Origin of the sequence: Echinicola pacifica DSM 19836 (assembly GCF_000373245.1) — a bacterium.
GTDB classification, from domain to species: Bacteria; Bacteroidota; Bacteroidia; order Cytophagales; family Cyclobacteriaceae; genus Echinicola; species Echinicola pacifica.
The window spans coordinates 312,324-328,696 of sequence record NZ_KB890756.1 but is presented as its reverse complement, the minus strand read 5'-3'; the positions used below and the strand labels follow the sequence as shown (position 1 = coordinate 328,696).

General features: G+C 44.8%; 16 protein-coding genes. 10 read left to right on the top strand and 6 right to left on the bottom strand.

Annotation, left to right across the window (positions count from 1 at the left end; genetic code table 11):
- Positions 1-165: 165 nt before the first annotated feature.
- From B050_RS0118750 to B050_RS0118730, 4 genes are all read left to right on the top strand, one after another.
- The gene (locus tag B050_RS0118750) at positions 166-615 is read left to right on the top strand and encodes an OmpA family protein (protein ID WP_455423234.1); all 450 of its coding nucleotides are present in this window, start codon (positions 166-168) and stop codon (positions 613-615) included.
- Between the two features lie 334 nt (positions 616-949).
- Positions 950-1,450, top strand: coding sequence for a TspO/MBR family protein (locus B050_RS0118745; RefSeq protein WP_018475502.1), 501 nt, complete (start codon positions 950-952; stop codon positions 1,448-1,450).
- 270 nt (positions 1,451-1,720) lie between these two features.
- Positions 1,721-2,188 (top strand): SRPBCC family protein, encoded by a 468-nt coding sequence (locus B050_RS0118735; RefSeq protein ID WP_018475500.1) that lies wholly within the window; start codon positions 1,721-1,723, stop codon positions 2,186-2,188.
- 275 nt (positions 2,189-2,463) lie between these two features.
- Positions 2,464-2,955 (top strand): SusD/RagB family nutrient-binding outer membrane lipoprotein, encoded by a 492-nt coding sequence (locus B050_RS0118730; RefSeq protein WP_229802468.1) that lies wholly within the window; start codon positions 2,464-2,466, stop codon positions 2,953-2,955.
- Positions 2,956-3,106: 151 nt separating this feature from the next.
- On the opposite strand, the gene mnmD is transcribed toward B050_RS0118730, so the two are convergent.
- From mnmD to B050_RS0118705, 5 genes are all read right to left on the bottom strand, one after another.
- Positions 3,107-3,790: a tRNA (5-methylaminomethyl-2-thiouridine)(34)-methyltransferase MnmD gene (mnmD, locus tag B050_RS0118725; RefSeq protein ID WP_018475498.1), complete on the bottom strand. Its 684-nt coding sequence runs from the start codon at positions 3,788-3,790 to the stop codon at positions 3,107-3,109.
- Between the two features lie 4 nt (positions 3,791-3,794).
- Entirely contained in the window at positions 3,795-4,277 is a 483-nt protein-coding gene (gene ispF / locus B050_RS0118720) for a 2-C-methyl-D-erythritol 2,4-cyclodiphosphate synthase (protein ID WP_018475497.1), read from the bottom strand.
- A 98-nt stretch (positions 4,278-4,375) separates the two neighbouring features.
- Positions 4,376-5,617: a M16 family metallopeptidase gene (locus tag B050_RS0118715; protein ID WP_026236016.1), complete on the bottom strand. Its 1,242-nt coding sequence runs from the start codon at positions 5,615-5,617 to the stop codon at positions 4,376-4,378.
- Between the two features lie 171 nt (positions 5,618-5,788).
- Positions 5,789-5,986, bottom strand: a complete 198-nt coding sequence (locus B050_RS0118710) for a heavy-metal-associated domain-containing protein (RefSeq protein WP_018475495.1) — start codon at positions 5,984-5,986, stop codon at positions 5,789-5,791.
- Between the two features lie 317 nt (positions 5,987-6,303).
- Positions 6,304-8,499 (bottom strand): heavy metal translocating P-type ATPase, encoded by a 2,196-nt coding sequence (locus B050_RS0118705; protein ID WP_018475494.1) that lies wholly within the window; start codon positions 8,497-8,499, stop codon positions 6,304-6,306.
- Positions 8,500-8,778: 279 nt separating this feature from the next.
- Here B050_RS0118705 and bshC point away from each other — a divergent pair, with 279 nt between their 5' ends.
- The 4 genes from bshC (at position 8,779) to B050_RS0118685 (ending at position 12,895) form a co-directional block, all read left to right on the top strand.
- Entirely contained in the window at positions 8,779-10,347 is a 1,569-nt protein-coding gene (gene bshC / locus B050_RS0118700; protein ID WP_018475493.1) for a bacillithiol biosynthesis cysteine-adding enzyme BshC, read from the top strand.
- Entirely contained in the window at positions 10,337-10,912 is a 576-nt protein-coding gene (locus B050_RS0118695; RefSeq protein WP_026236015.1) for a 5-formyltetrahydrofolate cyclo-ligase, read from the top strand. Before bshC ends, B050_RS0118695 begins: the two co-directional genes overlap by 11 nt.
- A gap of 318 nt (positions 10,913-11,230) precedes the next feature.
- Positions 11,231-11,716, top strand: coding sequence for a hypothetical protein (locus B050_RS0118690; protein ID WP_018475491.1), 486 nt, complete (start codon positions 11,231-11,233; stop codon positions 11,714-11,716).
- Positions 11,717-11,773: 57 nt separating this feature from the next.
- A complete protein-coding gene (locus tag B050_RS0118685; protein ID WP_026236014.1) occupies positions 11,774-12,895 on the top strand; it encodes a sugar phosphate isomerase/epimerase family protein in 1,122 nt (373 codons plus the stop codon).
- A 640-nt stretch (positions 12,896-13,535) separates the two neighbouring features.
- Here the strand turns inward: B050_RS0118685 and B050_RS23715 are convergent.
- Positions 13,536-13,724, bottom strand: coding sequence for a hypothetical protein (locus B050_RS23715; RefSeq protein WP_018475488.1), 189 nt, complete (start codon positions 13,722-13,724; stop codon positions 13,536-13,538).
- Positions 13,725-13,839: 115 nt separating this feature from the next.
- On the opposite strand from B050_RS23715, the gene B050_RS0118670 reads away from it, so the two are divergent.
- Both B050_RS0118670 and aroC read left to right on the top strand, forming a co-directional pair.
- A complete protein-coding gene (locus B050_RS0118670; protein WP_018475487.1) occupies positions 13,840-15,288 on the top strand; it encodes a BatD family protein in 1,449 nt (482 codons plus the stop codon).
- On the top strand, positions 15,288-16,370 hold the full coding sequence (gene aroC / locus B050_RS0118665; protein ID WP_018475486.1) for a chorismate synthase: 1,083 nt from the start codon (positions 15,288-15,290) through the stop codon (positions 16,368-16,370). The genes B050_RS0118670 and aroC overlap by 1 nt, the downstream gene beginning before the upstream one ends.
- Positions 16,371-16,373 lie beyond the last annotated feature (3 nt).

Genomic DNA, 16,373 nt, shown 5'->3' with positions numbered 1-16,373 from the left:
GATCGGGCCGATGCCGTATCGGCTTACCTTGGCAGCAAGGGCATCGATAGCGGCCGGGTGAAGGAAGCCTGGTTTGGAGAAGAAATACCCGTGAATGACTGCGCTGATGGAGCGCCNTGCGCCGAATGGCAGTACCAGCTCAATCGGCGAAGTGAATTGGTGTTGATGGCTTTTAGTGAGGAGGGGAAGGAGTACGAACTACCAGCAGACCTAATGGACTTATGTGATATTCCTAATTTAGGCGTGAGCATGGATGTGCCCACGGTCTATTTTGATTTTGATCGATCGACCTTACGTCCGAAGAGCATCAGCCAGCTGGATCGGGTGGCGCTACTACTTCATGAGCGTCCAGAGATGGGGCTGAGCCTGGGAGGCCATACCGATATTCGTGGCTCAGAAGGCTATAATGAAGGACTGTCGGAGAGACGTGCAGAGGTGGTGCGAGATTATCTGGTGGGTCGGGGAATAGAAGCCGATAGGATTAGCTATGAGTGGTTTGGCAAAACCCGTCCGGTACACGACTGTACTTCGACACCCTGTACCGAGTCGGAGCATCAGCTAAACCGTCGTACGGAAATTCGACTGATGGTAAATGGCATCAATATTAATAAATAAGACATATAGGTGCAGGGGACAAAAAGCATATGGGAATAGTCACCCACTCGATGCTTAGGATTCTGTATCGACATACATTATAATCAGGGAGGGAAGGTAAAACTTCCCTCTTTTCATTGGTAAGAATACTTAGAAGGTGGATTGATGTCCGCTTGATTAGTCAACTTATGAAAGCTTGTAATAGGGAGTAGTTGGTGGTTTTGATGCCCTAATATTTTTCTGGTTTTAGAAGTGAAGTTTAGCGCATTCCCAATTAGCAATTAGCATCCTATCCTAAACAATTGGAACATTATTTGGTTTAATGGGAGTACTGGTTAGTTAAACTTTATTATTTATGGAGACCATTTTAGGAGTTCAAAAAGAGAAGATCAATTGGATTCACCTCATTTTATGTATCGCAGGGATCGTTATCATAGGAAGCATTTCTGGAATAGCCAATATTGGTAATATTGAGACCTGGTATTCTACACTTGAAAAGCCGGGTTTTAATCCTCCAAACAACTTATTTGGTCCGGTATGGACTATATTATATGGTTTGATGGGACTCAGTCTGTATTTAATATGGGTTTCCCCAGCAGGAAAGGAAAGAAGGGATGCGCTAAAAGTCTTTTTCATTCAGTTAGTTTTTAATTTTTGCTGGAGCTTTATCTTTTTTTATTTCCACCTCATAGGCCTTGCTGCCATAGAGATTCTCATATTATGGGGGATGATTATTTATATGATCCGTTCGTTTGCCGCTATCAATAAATGGGCGGCTTATTTGCAAGTCCCCTATTTGGCTTGGGTGTCCTTTGCTTCAATATTGAATATTAGCATTTGGTGGCTTAATGCTTAAGCTCGCTGTACTTAGTTATCATTTTGGCTTTGGTCATGCTGGCGAAGCGTTAGCTAAAGGAAGGGTAACTATTTGGAGCGCATAGGCTAGGGCGTATCTCAGGTGACAATTCACCGTTTACCAATAATTGTATAATGGTAGGGTTTTAGGAATCCAGAGGGGGAAACAATTTGCAGGTTTACCAGTTATGGAAGGGTCAGGGATGACTATTTAATTTATTGGACTTGGCGTTTGTTTCTTTAGGAGATTGACTTATAAATTTATCGACCAATGGGGCATTATCAATTATTTACCACACAGAAGATTCCGGCGTCCGTGACGGAAGTTTGGGATTTTATTTCCTCTCCACAAAACCTCCGTAAAATCACTCCAGAGCATATGGGGTTTGATATCACCTCCACTAAGCTAGCGGATAAGATGTATCCCGGGATGATTATCAGTTATAAGGTAAAACCGCTGCTGGGGATAGGCTTGGATTGGGTGACGGAAATTACGCATGTTAAGGAAGGGGAGTATTTTGTGGATGAGCAGCGAATAGGGCCTTATTCCATCTGGCACCATCAACATAGGATCAGCCCGATTAAGAATGGTGTATTGATGGAAGATATTGTGACGTATCAGCCGCCCCTAGGGATTTTAGGTGATTTGGCCAATGCACTATTTATCAGAAAACAATTGAAAGACATTTTTCAGTACCGTCACCAGGCGGTGGAGAAGGAGTTTGGCACCTTCCAATAAGTCGCGAAGCGAGCATGGCTGGAGTACTAGCAAGGTATCTTTATTGAAAATTTTAACCAATGTTGGTGCTGTGATTTTAATTCAAGCAATATAAAAAATGAAAGGATTTGAATGAAAATGAAATTGAGGAAATGCTATTACAAACCTAAAACCGCGCTAGAACAGATGTACTATAATAGAGAGGTTCAAAATTCTTAAAGATTAGATCAATATAAGAACTGAGGACAGGGAAAATATAAGACAGAATGCAGAGGTAATCAATAATAATTATTGGAGTGATCAGCGACTCAGAGGTGCATATGCTAGCTGCAGAATATTACCTCAATCAAGGACAAGATGCAATGGCCAAGTCTCACTATGAAGAAGCTATTATCCTATCCATAGATTTCTATCAATACTTGAGAAGTATCAGTAATAATGCTGATGCGGATGCACCAGTGGTTCCTACCGAAAGCTCCATCAATGCTTATCTCATGATGGATAATGTGGCCTGGGACGGCGCAAGTACTTCTGAGGATAGGTTGGGATTAATAGCAGAGCAAAAATGGCTACATTTCAATGTGGTCCAGTCAAATGAAAATTGGAATGAATTGAGAAGGCTCGATGTATTACAATTGGATTTCTGGGTGGATAACTCTAATCAGCAATCATTACCTCCATCAAGATGGATGTATCCGGGGTCTGAGCAGACCTATAATACAGAAAACTATGCTCAAGTACAATCCTCTGATAAATTGTCCAACAGTTTATTTTGGGATGTAAATTAATGTGGATTGCTTTATATATGTGAAAAGCCCTTCGACCACTGGTCGAAGGGCTTTTTTGATTTATTCTTTTGCTCGCTTATTAGTGCTGCTGCGCTTTATTCTGCATAGCGAAGTGATATTACACTGTGCGATGCGGTGAGCGTATATTTTTTCACAGTTTTGTGCCGCGGATCATCTCTTTTTTGCCGGGAGGTCCTGGGAGGGTTTCCACCTGGAGTCCACAGGCTGCAAGATCTCGCTTTACCTGGCCTTTGGCACAATAGGTCACGAATACCCCGCCCGGGTTTAGTGCATCCACCACCTTCTGAAGAATGTCCTTGGTCCATAGCTCCGGCTGTTTGCTCGGTGCAAAAGCATCGAAAAACACCATATCCGTTGGGTATAGCTTTACTTCCTCCAAGGTGGTCTTGTCTTTCTTCATATTAAAATAGGGGGTGACCGAGTCTCCTTTATCCCATTCGGCTCTGTGGAGCTCCTCAAAATACCCTTGGTAGTGACTGATGTCCTCATCCAATTTTGGGTAGTTAAGCTGAGTATAAAGCTCTTCCTCTATTGGGAATGGCTCTATGCTATGATATAAAACTGGGATTTTGTTCTGCTCTGCCCAAACCAAGGACAGCCAGGCATTTAATCCTGTGCCAAATCCTACCTCAAATATCCTGATCGGCTGCTTGTGTGGATGGTGCATATACCAGTGATCCAGTCCATAAAGGAAAAAAACATGGATGGATTCTCGGTATGCTCCGTGGAAACTATGATAGGTTTCATCCAATTCGGGGACATATAAGGAATGCGATCCATCCTCTGTCTCGATGAGCTTTATAGCCTTTTCCATTGTATTATTTTTTATAGATTAAGGCGTTGCAATAGGCGGACACCCCTTCTTCCCGGCCCACAAATCCTAATTTCTCAGTGGTGGTTGCCTTGATGCTAATATCGTCTTCGTCAATTTCCATTACCTCGGCTAGGCATTTTTTTATGGCCTCAATATGAGGGTTTACCTTCGGTAATTGCAGGCAAACTGTGCTGTCTATATTGCCGATCTCATAGCCCTTCTCACGGAGAAGTTTCATGACCTGCCTCAGAAGAATCTTGCTGTCTATGCCTTTGTATTGGGGATCTTGATCAGAAAAGTGGTAGCCTATGTCCCGAAGGTTGGCTGCTCCTAGGACCGCGTCACAGATGACATGAATGAGCACATCGGCGTCCGAATGTCCCACCGCTCCCTTGCTATGGTCAAGCTTAATTCCTCCCAACCAAAAATCGTATCCTTCTTGTAGTTGGTGTACGTCGTATCCAAATCCAATTCTAAACTTATTCATGCGGTGAAGATAATAGATTTATCTCTATTTTGGGAATGCTGTGGGCTCTTTGCTTAGGGAGAATTGACGGGTGGATTTTTCTCAGGGTCAGGCGACTTTTAGACGGTCTGACTTTTATAATAAATTACCGAGCTATTTTCTGGTATGAGCACCTTAGCAGCAGTATCCATGATCTTTTCCCCAGTGATGCAGGTTTTTCGATCATACTCTAGCTGGTAGATGTCCGGGGTGCCCAGGGCAGCAAAATACGCCAAGGTCATCGCTCGATTGATAAGTTGTATCGATTCGTAGGTCTTCATGGCTTCGGCCTGATTCTTCACCTTTTCGATGATGGAGGCTTGGATGGATCCTTGCAAAAACTCACTGACCACCTCGTCCAAGGCCTGTTCTGCCTCCTCAGCGGACTTGCCCTTTTCCATCTTTCCACTGAAGATCATCAGACCAGGGTCCAGCGATCCTGTGATATAGGCATTGCAGGAGGCAAATAGATCAGTATTTTTTACCAGTCGCTGCTCCAGCAAGGAGGAACGGCCAAAACCAAGTATATCAGTGATCAGGTCGCATTCGAGATAGCCCTCATCCATTCGCCCAGGCATATGATAAGCCTTGTATAAAGCATCTGTAGGCACCTCAGCCTCTATTTTTTTGGTTCTTTTCTCAGTTTGAACAGGCTCCTTCTTTACAGAATGACGCTCCTGTGAGGATGGCGGTATTGGTCCAAACCACTTCTTGGCCATCAGCAGGATCTCATTGGGGTTTACATCCCCAGCCACCACCAGGATGGCATTGTCTGGTGCATAATGCTGCTGATAAAACCCACGAATATCTCCCTCGTCAAAAAGCTCAATATCCCTGATCTCCTTGCCTATCGTAGGCCAATGATAAGGGTGCTCCTTATAGGCCATGCTGCGAAGGTGATGCATAGCATCTCCATAGGGTTGGTTTAGATACCGCTGTTTGAATTCCTCAATGACCACCTTACGCTGAGTTTCTATAGACTTCTTGCCTAGATTTAACTGCAGCATACGGTCGGACTCCAGCCAGAATGCAGTTTCGATATTGCAGGCTGGAAGAGTGACATAGTAATTGGTGATATCTGTATTGGTGAAAGCATTGCATTCCCCGCCAACGCGCTCCAGGGCATTGTCAAAGCTCTTCACATTCTTGGAACCACCAAACATCAAATGCTCAAAATAATGGGCCAAACCTGTCTTTCCTTCCACTTCATTGCGCGAGCCCACCTTATAGATGATATTACAGACAGCCATCTTGCTGCTATGATCAGGGTGTATGATTACCCTTAACCCATTTTCTAACACATGTTGTTCGTATTGGATCATGAATATTTTGTGGTTGTTTCAAGGAACTACGATCCAATTCACGAATTGGACTTAGGACGATAAAAACAAGTAAGTAAAATTATTATTTTAGTAAATATCTGTTCCTCTTAAGGTGTTGAGTGGAGGAAGTAACAAATCTAATAAAATCTGCCAATATTCAAGGCATTAGTCCTAAATGGCTTCTGCCGTATAACCCGCTTTTGCTAGGGCGCCTTTCACTTCCTCTGCAGTGGCCGCTCCCTGAAGGCTCAGCACACGCTCGGGATCCTTTAGATCGACCTCCCAGCTGTCAATGTCTAATTTTTCAAGCTCTGGCTTTACCGCATTTATACATGCACCACATTTCAAATTTGTCTTAAATTTCTTCATCTCTATTTCTGTTTTATAGCGTTTATCAATTTCATTTTTTGCTCCTTTTAGGACTTCAACACTTTATTTCTGGTCTCCTACATCCTTTAAAGCTTACACTTACCCTCTGTAATTGTGCCAAAACTGGTAATTTTTTATGTACCTGCTTCGTTCTACCATGATTTACAGATATATGTGTATGATCTCCGCTACTGCAGGCTGGGCCTTGTCATAGCGGAGATCATATAGCTGTTGAGAATGCCTACAATCTGGGTTGATCCATCTCCATAGTAGGGATAATTACCCTCCTAAGGGGCTTTCACATTGGCCTGCCCTCCTTATTTTCTTAATCGTAAGCTGTTAGTAACTACCGATACGGAGCTCAGGGCCATCGCTGCACCTGCGATCATAGGATTGAGCATAAAGCCAAAGGCTGGGTAGAGGGCGCCTGCGGCAATGGGGATTCCGATCACATTATAGATAAATGCCCAAAAGAGATTCTGTCGTATTATTTTGACTGTTTTCTTGGAGAGCTTTATGAAGGACTCCAAAGCGGGCAGCTGCCCATGAATGAGAGTTACCGTCGCCACATCCATCGCGATGTCTGTCCCCTGGCCCATCGCAATACTAAGGTCGGCTAGGCTCAGCGCCTCGCTGTCATTGATCCCATCCCCGACCATGGCCACCTTATGACCTTCCGCCTTCAGTTCGCGGATTTTGCTGGCCTTATCTTCCGGGAGCAGATTAGAATATAACTCATCTACACCCACCGCTTTAGCCACTTTTTGGGCGGAGGCTTGCTGGTCTCCCGTAAGCATGATCACCTTTATCCCCGCATCTTGCAAGGATCGGATGGCCTTGGCGGAGCCTTCTTTCACAGGGTCTTCAAGGCTCAGCATGGCGATCAGCTCCTGATCCTGGGCCATATAGATAATGGTGGCTCCAGCTTGCTCTGCCTCTGCTTCTTTTTGGCTGATCCAGTCGGGGGATGTTACGCCTCGCTCCTCCAGCCAGTTTTTCTTGCCTATGGCAAATGTAACTTTCTGACCTTCCGGTATACCAGAGACTCCCTTGCCAGTGTGAGACTGGAAGTCCCGGATAGAGAGGTTTTTCACTTCCTCCAGCTGATCACAGATGGCCTTGGCCAAGGGATGCTCACTCAGCAATTCCAGGGAGTAGATAATATTTTTGATCTGCGCGGGGTCCTTTACGGCTGGGGCAAAGGCGATGGATTGCAGAGTAGGCTTGCCCAGTGTTATGGTGCCCGTCTTATCCATCGCGATATAGTCCAGCTTGGAGCCGTTTTGGAGGGCTTCCGCATCTTTGACCAGGATGCCCATACTGGCGCCTTTTCCTATTCCGGCGATGATGGCAGTGGGCGTGGCTAAGCCCAGCGCACAGGGGCAGGCGATGACCAGCACCGTAATGAAGGCGAGCATCCCTTGCAGCCAGCTGTTTTCCACTCCACTCAGTCCCCATACCACCATGGCCAAAGTGGCGATCGCCAATACCGCCGGGACAAACCAGGAGGTAATCTTATCTACCAATTTTTGGACCGGAGCCTTGGAGCCTTGCGCTTCCTTCACCCTTTGTATGATCTTTGCCAGGACCGTTTCGGAGCCTTCCTGCTCCACCAGCATCTGGAAACTTCCCGTTTGGTTGAGCGTACCGGCAAAAACTGCGTCTCCCGGGGCCTTCTCCACTGGAATAGGCTCCCCAGTCAGCATACTTTCATCGATGATGCTATTCCCTTGGCTCAGCTTGCCATCGAGGGGGATTTTTTGCCCGGGACGTACCAGCACCGTCTGTCCGAGCTTTACCTCAGCAGTGGCCATGGTGATCTCTTTGCCGTCCACCAGCACAGCCACTTCATCGGGCTGGAGGTTCATCAGCTTCCTTAGCGCCTCTCCCGTGCCGGCTTTTGCCCCTGCCTCTAGCAGCCTGCCTAGCAGGATGAGGAAGATGATGACGGCTGCCGCCTCAAAATAAACATGTGGTACGAGGCCACGACTACTCAGCCACGAAGGAAAGAAGGTGTTGAAAGTGCTATATATATAGGCTACCCCAGTACTGAGAGCCACTAATGTATCCATATTGGCGGTCTTGTGCTTTGCTTGTCGCCATGCTCCAATGAAAAACGTCCGGCCAAAATATAAAATCACCGGGCTGGTAAGCAAAAAGAGGATAAGTGGGGCATGGGGCATTCCCATCATAAACATGCCAATGATAAATACGGGCACCGCAAAAATCCCTGCCGCAATCGTGTTTCTCTTTAGCTTTTTATATTCCTCCAACTGATGCTTCTCGCTGGCTTCGGGTGATTGATCAATGAGTAGGTCATAGCCAGCGTCCTGCACTGACTTACGGATAGATTCCAAATTGGCCTCTGGCTTTAGTGTGACCAATGCTGTTTGGGTGGCAAAATTTACCTGCGCTGAGGAGATTCCTTCATGAGACTGCAAGGCCTGTTCCACGCTGCTCGCACAGCCGGCGCAGCTCATGCCGATTACGCCTATTTCAGTTTTATTACTCATACTATTTCCTTTTTTCTGGGTCCTGATATAAATTTCTTATTATCCAAAACATGCTTTGCCGATTTCCCGGAGCTTGCTTTGTTTTTCTTCTTACAAAATTACCAAGAAGATGCACTGGCCTGTTTATAATATTATGGATACTATTAAACAGGAATAATTCTCTTCCCAAACTATATATTTACCGATTATGGTTTTTGAGGAAAAATGCGAACTTTACCCTTTATAATGGAGTTTAAACACCTAAAGCCCTTTTCAGCCCAGTAAAAATTTTCAATTTATATGTTAAAGTCCACTGTAGAGCCCGAGTGTACCGGACAGTTTTCTTCTTTGTTTTTGGATTATATCGCACAGAAGGATCAGCTCATACCTTTTTATAATGTGTTTCCTACCTTGGAAAACTTCCAAGAACTGATCCAGCAGAAAAACATGGAGGGAGCTCAGCGGGAAGTACTCGCAAAAGCCCTTAAGGACCAATACCTTGATATTAGCTGTCAAGAGGTCACCCTCGCCAATATCGACAGCCTGAGAGATTCCAAAACCTTTACGGTGACCACCGGACATCAGCTGAATTTGTTTACGGGGCCACTTTACTTTATCTATAAAATCGTAAGTACTATCCGCCTAGCGGAGCAGCTCTCACAGCAGTATCCCGACTATCATTTCGTTCCAGTATATTGGATGGCTACTGAGGATCACGATTTTGAAGAAATCAATTATTTCAATTACCAAGGTAAAAAATACCAATGGAATTCCCTCCAAACTGGGGCAGTTGGAGATTTCACCATTGATGAGGAGCTAAAATCCCTGCTGAAAGAACTTAGCTTTGCCCCTGATTTTTTCAAAACTGCCTATAAAAACACCAAAAACCTTTCCACTGCCGTTCGGCATTATGTCAATCACCTCTTTGGAGAAAAGGGCTTACTTATTGTAGATGGACATGATTCAGCTCTGAAGCGCCTGTTTGTCCCTGTAATTAAGGAAGAGCTAAGTGCTCCCGTCGCCAATGACCTGGTGCAGCAGCAAAGTGAAAAACTGGAGGCGCTGGGCTATAAAAGCCAGATTTACCCGAGAGAAATCAATTTCTTCTATTTAGACAAGGGCTTAAGAAGTCGCATATTGAAAACCGATGAGGGCTTTGAGTTGGTGGATAATGGGCAGACTTTCACTAAGGAGCAGATGCTGGAATTGGTGGAAAATGAGCCATGGAGATTCAGCCCCAATGTGGTGCTGAGGCCACTATACGAGGAAGTGATCTTACCTAATATCGCCTATCTGGGAGGTCCTGCAGAGGTGGCCTACTGGCTGCAGCTGAAGACAGTATTTGATCATTACCGGGTGCAGGTGCCGGCGATTATGCCTAGAAACTTTGCTATGATCCTTCCAAAAGGAACAAAACATAAAATCTCTGAATTGGGATTCGAATATCCTCAGCTTTTTGAATCGTATGAAAGCCTAAAGAAGGCTTATGTGCGTGAGCATGCGCAGTCTGATCTGGACTTAGAAGAAGAAAAGAAAGCCTTGGCTGCCATTTTTGAGCGATTGGCGCAGAAGGGTGCTCCTATCGATCCGACATTGAAGAATTCGGCGGAAGCCGCAAAAGTCCGTGCTGGCAAGGTGCTGGATCACTATGCGGTCAAACTGAGAAAAGGCGAGGAGAAACATATGGATATCGCGCTGCAAAGAATCCAGGACGTGAAAAAAGTGCTTTTCCCCGGAGGTACCGCCCAGGAAAGAAAGGTGAATTTCCTGGAGTTTTATCTGGCGGATTCCTCTTTTATCGATAAGTTATACCCTCATTTTGACCCGCTGGAGTTTACCTATATTATCCTGCATGAAGATGAAGGATAAGCAGAGCTTAAGAAATCTCTATAAACAGCGGCGGAAGCAGCTGGGCGATTCCGAGCGTCTCCGCCTGTCAGAGGAAATTACAAGGCAAGCCTTACAGCTGCTTAGTGAACATGCAGAATGGAAGCATATCCATGTTTTTTTGCCGATCAGGCGCTTATATGAAATTGATACTTTAGCCTTGATTGAAGAATTGATTGGGCTTCAAAAGAAGGTATATACCTCCATTGCAGATTTTGCGGATGGAGGGATGTCCACAGTGAAAATCGGCGACCAAACGACTTTTCACGAGGACTCCTGGGGCATTCCTATCCCCGTCCAGGTGGAAGAACTCTCCGATCCCAAATTGCTGCAAGTGGTCTTCATCCCCTTATTGGCCTATGATCGCAGTGGCAATAGACTGGGTTATGGTAAAGGATTCTATGATCGATTTTTGGCTGATTTGTCTCCCTCTACCGTCAAAATCGGCCTGTCCTATTTCCTCCCCGAAGAGCAGTTGGAGGTGGAGGATCATGATGTCCCCTTAGACTACTGCCTGACGCCAGCGGGGATTTTGACTTTTTCATAGCTGACTCGTTAAAAGCGAAATTTAGCTCATTTTTATTATCTCATCGGCAGTATAAGTGAGGCCTCCCTGCCCGATATTGCCATAAGTTATATAGCACCAAAGACCGGTTTCGAGGGATAGATTTTACCCCTGAATAGGACAATTTGTCTTTTTCCCTGGCTAGGGTTGCACTTGTCCTTGAGCAAAACTTTATCGAAATTAGCTGATGTGGATAGCTTCCATCCTTAGGGGCAGATTCTTCCCTGATCACCCATATCGGGTTAATAGTCATGATAATTGCCCACTTTATTTTATCTTGTGGCATAATAAAAACCAACTATGAAAAAATTAGGAATCTTATTATTGCTATCCATAAGCTGGATGCTGTATGCCCCCGAGGCTCAGGCACAGACCTATGGGACAGGCGTGGGCTTACGTGCTGGCGTGACCACAGGACTGTCGGTAAAACATTTTCTAACCGCTGAAGGGGCGATTGAGGGGATCATCCATAGCCGGTGGAAGGGCTTGATCGTGACGGGATTGTATGAATACCATATGGATATTCGCGAGGTCCGTGGTTTGAGGTGGTTCTATGGAGGAGGGGCTCATCTGGGCACCTGGGGAGACCGAAGTGATCCGCCCTTTGATGATCCCGATGAGAGCTATACCGTATTTGGGATAGATGGGATTCTGGGCCTGGATTATAAGTTTGTGGATGCCCCCATCAATATTTCCCTGGATTATAAGCCTGCCTTTAACCTAAACCAGGATGTGGGATGGTGGGGCGATGAAGTAGGGATTTCGATCCGCTATACCTTCCATTGATACCACCGCTTTTCCGAATTTATCTTTTAATTTATTGATTTACTAAAAGTGAAAAATATGCACAGCCCGATATGGATAATGACTTCCGCCTTTGATCAATTGACACTAGACCAGGTGATCCAAAAAGCCCAGCTGGTAGGGGTGCAAGGTTTGGATGTATGTGTTTTCAGAAAGGACGGCACTCGTGATGATTTTGTAGCTACGCATTTGGATTATGATCATTTTTCGCCCGACAGGGCAAAGGAAATTCTCGAAAAATTTAATGCTGCTGGATTACGCCTTTCCTTAGGGGCATTTGACAATATGATAGGTGGTGAGCCTTCGCAGAGGATAAAGAACCAAAACCATATTCTTAAATTGATTCGCATGGCTCATTTGTTGGGAGGCGATGACAATGACGTGAATGTGGGGACTTTTGTGGGCTATAATCATGAACTGGGAAATCAGGAGAATGGTTTTGAGAAGAATCTGGAAGAATATCAGCGGGTTTTTGCACCTATTGTACGTTATGCGGAGGATTTGGGAGTTACGCTTCTGTATGAAAATTGCCCGATGGAGGGCTGGAGGTCTGTGGGATATTCGGGGACTTTCAATAATCTTCCGGGGGTGCTGGCTGCTCGGAAGCTTATGTATGAGCTCGTCCCTAGTGCCGCTCATGGGGAGATCTATGATCCCTCGCATGATGTGTGGCAGCAGACGGACCCTGTGGAGGTGATCCGGCATACTGATATGAACCGGCTAAAACGGGTCCATGTCAAGTCCACAAGGAATAATTCTGACCCTTTCTGGGGCAATATGTACCCTACCCAGCAGGTCAATGCCACATTGGCCGCTAGTGCAGGGGTGCCCCTTCCTCAGAGCGAATGGGACCGGCATCATTATGAAGCGACTTTACCTGGCTTTGGCCTTGGGGACAGCATGGATTGGAGGAAATTTATAAATGTCTTGCAAGAAAGAGGCTTTAGAGGTCCATTTGAAATAGAAAATGAGGCCGCCCTATCCAAGGGAACGGGTAATATGGCTGCGATCATGCAGGGGTATTTAGCCACGGTGCTCAACCTAAGCCCCATCTTATGGCCGCTTACCGAAGAGGGGTACCAGTTTCCAGTAGTTGAGTATAAAGAATTGAAGGCCGCTGCTGCTAAGGATGTTCCAGTGGTGACGATGGAGGATTTATGAAATAATTCAACAAATGTCCTAAGCGTTTTATAGTAATGGTCCAAGGCGGAAGTCCTGGACCATTGTTTTTTATCTATACTAATCCGATAATATTATTTAGTGAATTGAAGAAATTAGACTGCATTGATTTTAAGAATCAATTTTCTTTGCCTATGTATTTTGGTGCTCTATTAAATGGGGGAATATGGCTGGTGATAGGACGTATTATTAAGAACACAAATTTGACGTTTTTTGCGGCAATAGTGATATTCTTAATTGCATCGGGGAATTTCTTTTCCCAAAACCATGATCTGAAGTCGGTAGAAATCAGGACGAGGCCGGATATAGCTGTACCCTTACTACCAATTGCTTTTGCCTTTGTGGTAAATATACTGGGACGCTTGAAGGTACTGGGAAAGAATGTGAAAGAGCTTTGAAATATGCAAGTGAGGGTAGAAGAACAGGCTAAGTGATCTAAAAGAGTTTTCTGATTTTTTTCAAAGTGATAAGAGGCCGCTATTAGGCTTTATTAATACTTAAGGGATATGGAAAGGAAATATAGAAGCTGCATAATTTTTCTGCTTGATCACAATTTTTTATTTTCAATCAAAATTTTTCAGAAATAGACAAAAAAAAGCCCCGCTATGCGAGGCCGCTAACTTCAAGTAAGCTTTACAAAATATTTATTGAGTACCCCCAGATAAATTTTTGCAAAAGTCTTGTAGCACCATATTCTAAATTCCTGAACCTCAGGAGGCGTCAACATGTTGAGGCCTTTCCTTAACTCTTTCTCGAAAAGTTTCTTGTCAAAACTCACCTTGAGCAAAATGGTTTTAACATATTCTATCATGGCTCATACTAATTATTATAGTGAAACAATCTTAATTTTGGCTATGACAATACTTTGAATTTGTTACGTTTAAAATATACTCGTTAATTTGCAATCTAAAGTATGTCGCTTACCTATGAAAATAACGAAAATTTTCTTCTCCCTAGTATTTATATGGACTGCTGTTTTTTCAAATTCCTTTGCTCAGGAAGTGAAAATAGAACTAGGCCCAGATGAAATAGGGTTTAATGAAACGTTCAGTATAAAAATAACTATTTCTGACGAAAAAATAAAGTCCTATGACTCTTTCCCGGAAATCCCCGGTTTCCAGAAGCAGGGGATTTCCCAGTCTTCTTCCATGAATGTGATCAATGGGCAGATGAGCAGTACCAATAGCATCGTGCAGTACTATAAACCTGCCAAAAAGGGTACGTTTAAATTACCTAATTTCACTATTCAGATCAATGGGGAGGCGGTTTCCAGTCCTGGGAAGGCCATCACGGTGGTGGAGCCTAGCCAGAGCAAGTCCAATTCCCAAAAGAGCACCGATCCTTTTGATGAATTTTTTGGGCGGAATAAAAGTGAGGATCAGGAATTTGTAGAGCTTGATGATGAGGCATTTTTTGCGATGAGCGTGGATAAGGACAGCATCTATATTGGTGAGGGCTTCAATGTCAGCCTGGCTTTCTATATGTCCGAAAACAACCAGGCGCCATTTGACTTCTATGAGCCTAGCAAGCAGCTGGAGGCGATCGTCAAAAAAATCAAGCCAACGAATGCCTGGGAAGAGAATTTCAATATTACTAATATTCAGGCTGAGCGAGTGACCATAGATGGTAAAAACTGGACTCGATTTAAGGTCTATGAATCCACCTTTTACCCCTTTAATGAAGGGGCTATAAAGCTTCCGAGTATCAACTGGGAGATGATCAAATATAAAGTAGCGAAGAATCCTTCTTTTTTCGGCTCCAACCGACAGGAGGATTTCAAAACGTTTCATGCCCCGGGCAAATCTGTTTTTGTAAAGGCTCTTCCTCCGCATCCATTGAGGAATGAGGTAAGTGTGGGGAATTACCGCTTGCGTGAGAATTTTGAAACCAAGAAGGTGGAGACAGGTGAGGGACTTACTTATACCTTTGGGATATCTGGAGAGGGCAATATCAATACCATCAAGCCACCGAGGAAGATCAATATTCAGAAATTGAACACTTATGACCCCAATGAGCGCCAGCAGGTCAACCGAGGGCGTGGTCAGGTATCAGGGATCAAGCAATACGAATATTATATTACGGTCAATGAGCCCGGTGAGGTGCGCCTAAGGGATCATTTTGAGTGGATCTATTTCAATACAGAAAAGGAAACCTACGATACCTTGCGGCCACAGGCGGTATTGGATGTGGTAGGGGAGAGCAAAATAAATCAGTCCATTTCATCGACAAGGCTTGGCGGAATATACGATTTAATAGAACTAGCGGATAATAATCTTTTAAACCAGCGATTTAAGTATTATTTTTCGGCTTTTATCAATTTGTTACTTATCGGCGCAGTGATTTTACTGCTCGTGATGATTATTAAAAGGAAGTAATGGGTAATTCATTTGGAAGAGTATTTAGGATAAGCACCTTTGGTGAATCACATGGAAAAGGGCTTGGCGTCATTATAGATGGCTGCCCTGCAGGATTGCCAATAGACGAGGAGTTTATCCGTCAGGAACTGCAGCGGCGTAAGCCAGGGCAGTCAAAGATCACTACGCAGCGGAAGGAGGAGGACGAGTGTCAGATACTTTCAGGGGTGTTTGAGGGGGTAAGTACCGGGACACCTATCGCCATAGTGATCATGAACACTGATCAAAAGAGCAAGGATTATTCACATATAGCTGATAAATACCGTCCTTCCCATGCGGATTTCACCTATCAGGAGAAATATGGCACGCGGGATTATCGTGGTGGAGGCAGGAGCAGTGCCAGAGAAACTGCCGCCAGAGTGGCAGCAGGGGCTGTAGCGAAGCTTTACTTGAAGCATATTGGTGTAGAAATCAATGCCTATGTTTCTCAGGCTGGACATATAAAATTAGATAAACCCTACCAAGAGCTAGATTTTTCCGAGATTGAGAAGAATATCGTAAGATGTCCAGATCCCATCATCGCTCAGGATATGATAGAATATATCGATGAAATCCGAAAAAACCGGGATACGGTAGGCGGAGTGGTGTCTTGCGTGGCCAGACAGGTGCCTGTAGGCCTTGGCGAGCCGGTATTTGATCGGCTGCACGCTGACCTCGGCAAGGCGATGCTGAGCATCAATGCGGTCAAGGGCTTTGAATATGGAAGTGGTTTTGATGGCGTGACCATGTTGGGATCGGAGCACAATGACGCGTTTTATATGGATGAAGGGCGTGTAAGGACCAGGACCAATAATTCTGGGGGCATACAAGGTGGTATTTCGAATGGAGAAGATATATATTTCAGGGTGGCTTTTAAGCCAGTGGCGACCATCATGAAGGATCAAGATAGTGTAAATGAAGCAGGAGAAAATGTGACGGTATCTGGAAAAGGCCGCCATGACCCTTGTGTAGTGCCACGTGCCGTACCGATCGTGGAAGCTATGACTGCATTGGTCCTAGCGGACTTTCTTTTACTGAGTCGAATGAATAAATTGGATGTTTAGGAA

Bases quoted from the DNA above. Each gene is read 5' to 3' on its own strand.
- B050_RS0118750 (WP_455423234.1), top strand. From the start codon at position 166: ATGGCTTTTAGTGAGGAGGGGAAGGAGTACGAACTACCAGCAGACCTA.
- B050_RS0118745 (WP_018475502.1), top strand. From the start codon at position 950: ATGGAGACCATTTTAGGAGTTCAAAAAGAGAAGATCAATTGGATTCAC.
- B050_RS0118735 (WP_018475500.1), top strand. From the start codon at position 1,721: ATGGGGCATTATCAATTATTTACCACACAGAAGATTCCGGCGTCCGTG.
- mnmD (WP_018475498.1), bottom strand. From the start codon at position 3,790: ATGGAAAAGGCTATAAAGCTCATCGAGACAGAGGATGGATCGCATTCC.
- ispF (WP_018475497.1), bottom strand. From the start codon at position 4,277: ATGAATAAGTTTAGAATTGGATTTGGATACGACGTACACCAACTACAA.
- B050_RS0118715 (WP_026236016.1), bottom strand. From the start codon at position 5,617: ATGATCCAATACGAACAACATGTGTTAGAAAATGGGTTAAGGGTAATC.
- B050_RS0118710 (WP_018475495.1), bottom strand. From the start codon at position 5,986: ATGAAGAAATTTAAGACAAATTTGAAATGTGGTGCATGTATAAATGCG.
- B050_RS0118705 (WP_018475494.1), bottom strand. From the start codon at position 8,499: ATGAGTAATAAAACTGAAATAGGCGTAATCGGCATGAGCTGCGCCGGC.
- bshC (WP_018475493.1), top strand. From the start codon at position 8,779: ATGTTAAAGTCCACTGTAGAGCCCGAGTGTACCGGACAGTTTTCTTCT.
- B050_RS0118695 (WP_026236015.1), top strand. From the start codon at position 10,337: ATGAAGGATAAGCAGAGCTTAAGAAATCTCTATAAACAGCGGCGGAAG.
- B050_RS0118690 (WP_018475491.1), top strand. From the start codon at position 11,231: ATGAAAAAATTAGGAATCTTATTATTGCTATCCATAAGCTGGATGCTG.
- B050_RS0118685 (WP_026236014.1), top strand. From the start codon at position 11,774: ATGCACAGCCCGATATGGATAATGACTTCCGCCTTTGATCAATTGACA.
- B050_RS23715 (WP_018475488.1), bottom strand. From the start codon at position 13,724: ATGATAGAATATGTTAAAACCATTTTGCTCAAGGTGAGTTTTGACAAG.
- B050_RS0118670 (WP_018475487.1), top strand. From the start codon at position 13,840: ATGAAAATAACGAAAATTTTCTTCTCCCTAGTATTTATATGGACTGCT.
- aroC (WP_018475486.1), top strand. From the start codon at position 15,288: ATGGGTAATTCATTTGGAAGAGTATTTAGGATAAGCACCTTTGGTGAA.